Genomic DNA, 5,842 nt, shown 5'->3' with positions numbered 1-5,842 from the left:
TCACCGAGGGACGCATCTCGTTGCGGCGCGTCTCCGACGGCACCAGCAGCGCACCGCTGGACGAACTCGACGACTCGCAGCGGCGCGTGCTGGGCGCCGCGTTGCGCGCGAGCCCCTCCACGGCCGACGCCGCAGACCTGGCGCACCCCACCGATCAGGCGGTCGTCGAGGGCGCGGAGAAGATCGGCGTCAAGGCCACCGAAGGACTAGCCGGCTGGCACCGGCGAGAGGAGCTCCCGTTCGAGCCCTCCCGCTCCTACCACGCCGTTCTCGGCAGCGCGGGCAGCCGCGGACAGCTCGTCACCGTCAAAGGCGCTCCCGAGATCGTCCTCGAGCGATGCACGCACCGGCGCACCGAGTACACCGCGACCGAGCTCGACGAGAACGACCGGACCGCGCTCATCGAAGAAATGGACCGCTGGGCGCAACGGGGCTACCGCGTGCTGGCCGTGGCCGAGCGCGCCGCCTCCGACCGCAGCGACCTCGACGACGAGCGGATCCGCGGCCTGCAGCTGGTCGGCGTGCTCGCGCTGGCCGACACCGTGCGCCCGACCGCAGCCGCCTCGGTCGCACAACTGCAGCACGCGGGAATCCACATCGCCATGGTGACCGGCGACCATCCCAGCACCGCCGATGCCATCGCCGACGAACTGGGCGTGCTCAACGGGAACCGAGTACTGACCGGCCCCGATCTCGACGAACTCGATGACGAGCAATTGTCCGGGATCGTCCGCAACGTGGCGGCTTTCGCGCGGGTCACGCACGAGCAGAAAGCCCGGATCGTGCGCGCCTATCAGGACAACGGTCTGGTCACTGCTGTGACCGGCGACGGCGCCAACGACGCGCCGGCGATCCGGCTGGCCGACATCGGACTCGCGCTCGGCAAGCACGCCACCCCGGCAGCCCGAGAAGCCGCCGACGTGGTGATCACCGACGACCGCATCGAGACCATCCTCGACGCCGTCGTCGAAGGCCGATCGATGTGGATCTCCGTCCGGGACGCACTGGCGATTCTGCTGGGCGGCAACCTGGGCGAGATCGGCTACAGCGTGATCACCGGGTTGATCAGTCCCAGCGGGGGCATCAACGCGCGGCAGCTCCTGCTGGTCAACGTGCTCACCGACGTGCTCCCCTCGATGGCCATCGCGGTGCGGCCACCACCGGAGATCACGGCCGAAATGCTGCTCGCCGAAGGACCGGAATCGTCACTGGGTACCGCGTTGACCCACGACATCTACCGGCGCGGGACGATCACCGCGGCCGCGGCGAGCGCGGCATGGTTCGCTGGCCGCGCGACCGGCACCGCCCGGCACGCCGCCACAGTCGCGCTGGTGGCACTGATCGGCGCACAGCTCGGCCAAACCTTGGCGCTACGAGGTCGAACCCCCCTCGTAGCCGCCGCGGCACTCGCGTCCACGGCAGCCTTGGCCCTCGCCGTGCAGACCCCGGGCGTCAGCACCTTCTTCGGTTCCACTCCACTGTGGCCACACGGCTGGGCCACCGCGCTAGCGTCCGCCACCGCGGCCACCCTCGCCAGTGTCGTGATTTAGCACAGCGCAACGAACCGGATCGGCGCAGACAACAGGCCCGACCACAGCGAAAACGCGCGCACTACCGGTCCGCCCGCAGGGCAGTCGCATTCGCGCGACGCTCGCTGGCACGTGCTTCGACATCCGCATCGGAACAGAAGCCGAGACCCGTGCGTTTCAGACACAGCAACCCACGCAACATGCCTTGATCATCGATGACGGCCAGGCGCCGACGCTGATTCGCGGTCATCACGCTCCAGGCAACGTCCAGATCAGCATCAGGACGAACGACCCGCCCCTGCAACCGCCCGCTCAACCAGGCCGGAACCTGCGGAGACATCGAGCTGATGTCCGGCCGCTCCACCACAGCCAGCAGCCGACCACCGTCGACGACCAGCACCGCGTGCACGTGGTCGTCTTCAAAAATCTCGCGCGCCTGAGCAACCGTCGTCGCCGAACCGCACACCTTGGGTGCATGCAACATCGCATCAGCCACCGTCACGCCACCGCCAACGCACTGAATGCCCGCGCGACTCATGATGACGAATGCTCCAGCGACTCCACGCTGCCCAATCTACGGCGTCCACACACACGTGCAAGGTACTCGGCGTAGCACGCAGCTGCCGGATCGCGATAATTCAACACCGAGCTGTCGCGATCGAACCACGTCGAAGCCAGCATGTCACCGACCTAATGACGACTCCCGACCTCGACCCGACCAATGTCACGACCAGGGTGCGCCGGTAGCGCGGTGCCTTCTGAACAACGCACTACGACGTCCTGCAGATGCGATTTCAGATTCCGCACCTTCTGATCGAGACGGTGTTTCATCCGCATCAGCACAACGAACAGGCCACCCAATCCGACCTGAACCCATTCCGACGCTTGCCCGCCCGGTAGGACCAGCGCGCCAATTGCAATCGTGAGGGCCACTCCCGTGGGCAGCACCAGGATCAAACGAAGGTAACGCATTTCAGCCACCTGCACCCACCATTGATGCCTACTTTTCCAGTAGCAGCGCCCGAAAAACCGAAGATGCCACCCGCGCAGGTTCGTATTTCTTCCATCGCCGGCACGATCAACTTCGTCACGTGATCAGCCGTCCTACAGCCGGGTATATGCGTCGATATCCTGCTCAAACGTCGCGATGGCATCGGCGCTCAGCGTCGGGCGGGCGTCGGCGATCGCTTGCAGGTAGTCCGCGGTGACAGCGAGTTCACCGCTGTGTTCCAGCACGTCGCGCTCGAACGCGGCTTGGGCGCCCTGGCGCGCGGCGAACTCGATGTCGGCCGGTGTGAACAGTTCCGTTCGTTGCACCAGCAGATCCAGGTCGACGTTGTCCCGCGCCGGTCCGAGATAGCGCGACCAGATCGCTCGCCGCGCGGGAGGATCCGGTGGCCCGACCGGGATGATGTAGTCGAACCTGCCGGGCCGCAGGAAAGCGTGATCCAACGAGCTCACGGAGTTCGTGGCGCAGACCAGCAGGCGGTGGTCGTGTTCGCGGAAACCCGGGATGAGCTTGAGCAACTCATTGGTCACCCCATGGGCCGGACCCGCTGCCGGGCCAGAACGCGTACCAGCGATCTCTTCGACCTCGTCGATGAACAGGACGAGGTCGTCGAGCTCCTCCAGCTGCGCGAAGATCTCCCGCAGCGAAGCCGCCAACCCGTCCGGTGAGGAAGCGGCCAAGCGGGACGGGAACAATTCCACAAACGGCCAGTTCAGCCGGGAAGCGACCGCCTTGGCGAAGCTGGTCTTGCCGGTACCCGGAGGTCCGAACAGGACGATGGCTTTCGGGGGCAGCACACCGTGCCGTTCCGCCGGTCCCGGATGGGCGATCGGCAGCACGACCCGGCGTTCGATGACGTCCTTCTCCCGCCGCATCCCGGCCAGCGCGTCCCACCGGCCGGGTGGGAGAAGGCCGCCGCCGAGGTGTTCCAGCACGTCGAAGTCGGCTGGGTCGAGCTCCTCCACCTTTTCGAAGTAGGTCAGGTCGGTGCGCGGCCGGTAGCCCGAGTTGATCATCGCCTTGGACCCGGCGGCTCCTTCGGGCACCAAGCTGGCGATGCGATGCACCCCGTGCGCGCGCAGCCGCTTTTCGAGTTCAGCCAGCAGCGCGCTGCCGATGCCCCGGTTGCGCCACCGCGCGTCGAGGGCGAACAGCGCCAGCCACGCCCGCTCGCCCTCCACCTTGGCCGCCGCCATGCCGACGACGTCCTGCTGCACGACCGCGACCATCGCCGGATGCCCGGCCTGCGCGATCGAGACCACCTCGGCAGCCGAGAACACCGGTTCGGTGCCTTCCCGGCTCTGATCCCAGATGTGGATCGCCTGGTCCAGGTCATCACCATGGAAATCGCGCACTCGCCACGACGGCACAGCACACCTCCTCGTCGCTCGGGCAGCGGCGTCGAGTAAAACGCCTCCACGACCCGTTGCCGCTGCGCCCGTTCCGATACCGGCGCCCACGACCGGTTCGTAGCGGGCGCAGCGGGCGGTCGAAAATCCCTTGAAACGATCGAATGCTCAGCACGGGCAACTTCTGCTGAAACGAAGTGCAACACATCTCGACCAGTGCGTCCAAAAGCTACTTTCGATGCTCCGATAACTCGAATCTATCAACGGAAATCATTGCTGCACCGGGTCTGCGCACTCTTGCGCGACGCCCGGGGCACGCTCGGTCGCCGTGCCGCCGGCGGCTAGCGCCGGTCTGCAGCCGCGGGTTCTGGTGCCCGATGACCAGACCGGCCACGACCACGGCAAGGAGCCCCGACGTCCGGCACAGCTCAGCTAGGACGTAGGCGGCGAACGGGGTCGCCAACGAGATCACGTTGACCGACAGCGGGTCGGTGAGCAACAGCCGGGACAGTCGCACCAGCCACGCCACCGCCGCACCGACCGACAGTCCGCCCAGTGCGGCCAGCAGGAAGCTGCCCGTGGCAGCGCCGAAGGAGAACTGACCACCGACGGCGACGGCTACCGCGACTTGGTACACCGTGAGCGCCGTCGCGTCGTTGAGCAGACCTTCGCCTTCGATCAACGTCGACAACCGCGCGGGCAGCCGCGCGCGCCGTCCCACCGCGAGCGAGGCGACGGGGTCCGGAGGCGCAACCGCCGCTCCCAGCGCGACCGCCGCGGCCAGCGGAACCGCAGGCACCAGCCACGCCACCAGCCCGCCCACCGCGAACGCCGTTGCGAGCACGAGCAGCACCGACAGGCTGATGACAGCGCGGAGACGGCTTCTCACCGCCAACAGGCTGGAGCTGAGCGCAGCGTGGTAGAGCAGCGGCGGCAGCACCACGTCGAGCACGACTTCCGGCTCGAGCCGCAACTTCGGTCCCGGTAGCGCGGCGTACACGAGGCCGATCACCGTGAGCAGGACCGCGGCCCGGCAGCTGCGTTCCGTCCGCTGATCTTGCCGACCAGCACCACGACCCCGACGAGCGCAAGCACGAAGCCGATCTCACCGAGCATGTTAATGCCTCCGCATCGAGGTGGCCGCGCACGCGGAAAAGGTCCGCCGCGGACCACGCCTCCGCATCCGGAGTACGCCGCAGGAGACCTCGCCGTCCCCGCCGGTGCTCGAACCCGCGTTGCCCAGGTTCGCCGCCCCATGGCGGACGAGCACTCGGCCGATCTCCGGGCTCACGCACCTGCGCCGGTCAAGCACCCCCGATCGTCAACGACGTGTCGGCTTCGTTCGTGGGCCGGGCTTCCGGCACCGGAGGCTGATCAGCGAGGAAATCGGCGGTCGGCACGACGAACAACGACCCGGTGACCGCCGTGGAGAAGTCCAGGATTCGGTCGTGCGTTCCGGGCCCGGAGCCGACGAACATTTTGTCCAGCATCGTTTCGATGACCGCCGGGTCACTCGCGTACCCGATGAAGTAGGTGCCGAACTCGCTCGATCCGACTCGTCCGAAGGGCATGTTGTCGCGCACGATCTGCAGTTCCTCGCCGTCCGGACCGTTGACCGTGTTGACAGCGATGTGCGAGTTCGGGGGCTTCGCGGCATCGTCAAGCTCGATGTCGTCGAGCTTCGTACGCCCGATCACCCGTTCCTGCTCCTCGGTCGACAACGCATTCCAGGCGCCGGTGTCGTGCAGGTACTTCTGCACGACGACGTAACTCGATCCCTCGAACGCGGGGTCCTGCTCGGCGGTGACCGTCACCGCCGCTCGAGCCGCCCCACCGCTCGGGTTCTCAGTGCCGTCGACGAAGCCGAGCAAGTCGCGTTGATCCCAGTACTTGAACCCGTGCACCTCGTCGACCACCGTGGCCGAGCCGCGCAGCCGAGCCATTACCTGTGCGGC

6 protein-coding genes are annotated in these 5,842 nt (G+C 67.3%); 1 reads left to right on the top strand and 5 read right to left on the bottom strand.

Going from position 1 to position 5,842, the window contains the following annotated elements; translation table 11 throughout:
- Positions 1-1,550: HAD-IC family P-type ATPase (locus tag IJH84_RS12510; RefSeq protein ID WP_295144345.1), on the top strand; the 1,550-nt coding region annotated here is incomplete at its 5' end.
- Positions 1,551-1,611: 61 nt separating this feature from the next.
- Here IJH84_RS12510 and IJH84_RS12505 read toward each other — a convergent pair.
- From IJH84_RS12505 to IJH84_RS12485, 5 genes are all read right to left on the bottom strand, one after another.
- On the bottom strand, positions 1,612-2,067 hold the full coding sequence (locus IJH84_RS12505) for a CBS domain-containing protein (protein WP_295144343.1): 456 nt from the start codon (positions 2,065-2,067) through the stop codon (positions 1,612-1,614).
- A 152-nt stretch (positions 2,068-2,219) separates the two neighbouring features.
- A complete protein-coding gene (locus IJH84_RS12500) occupies positions 2,220-2,510 on the bottom strand; it encodes a hypothetical protein (protein ID WP_295144340.1) in 291 nt (96 codons plus the stop codon).
- A 123-nt stretch (positions 2,511-2,633) separates the two neighbouring features.
- Positions 2,634-3,908, bottom strand: a complete 1,275-nt coding sequence (locus tag IJH84_RS12495) for an ATP-binding protein (RefSeq protein ID WP_200072799.1) — start codon at positions 3,906-3,908, stop codon at positions 2,634-2,636.
- A 208-nt stretch (positions 3,909-4,116) separates the two neighbouring features.
- Entirely contained in the window at positions 4,117-4,899 is a 783-nt protein-coding gene (locus IJH84_RS12490) for a cation:proton antiporter (protein ID WP_200072800.1), read from the bottom strand.
- Positions 4,900-5,191: 292 nt separating this feature from the next.
- Positions 5,192-5,842 (bottom strand): Dyp-type peroxidase (locus tag IJH84_RS12485; RefSeq protein ID WP_295144336.1); only part of this gene is annotated, 651 nt, incomplete at its 5' end.

Source organism: Saccharopolyspora sp. (genome assembly GCF_017434145.1).
GTDB lineage: Bacteria > Actinomycetota > Actinomycetes > Mycobacteriales > Pseudonocardiaceae > Saccharopolyspora_C > Saccharopolyspora_C galaxeae.
Note: the sequence above shows the minus strand (reverse complement) of the source record. Positions and strands in the feature narration are given on the sequence as shown.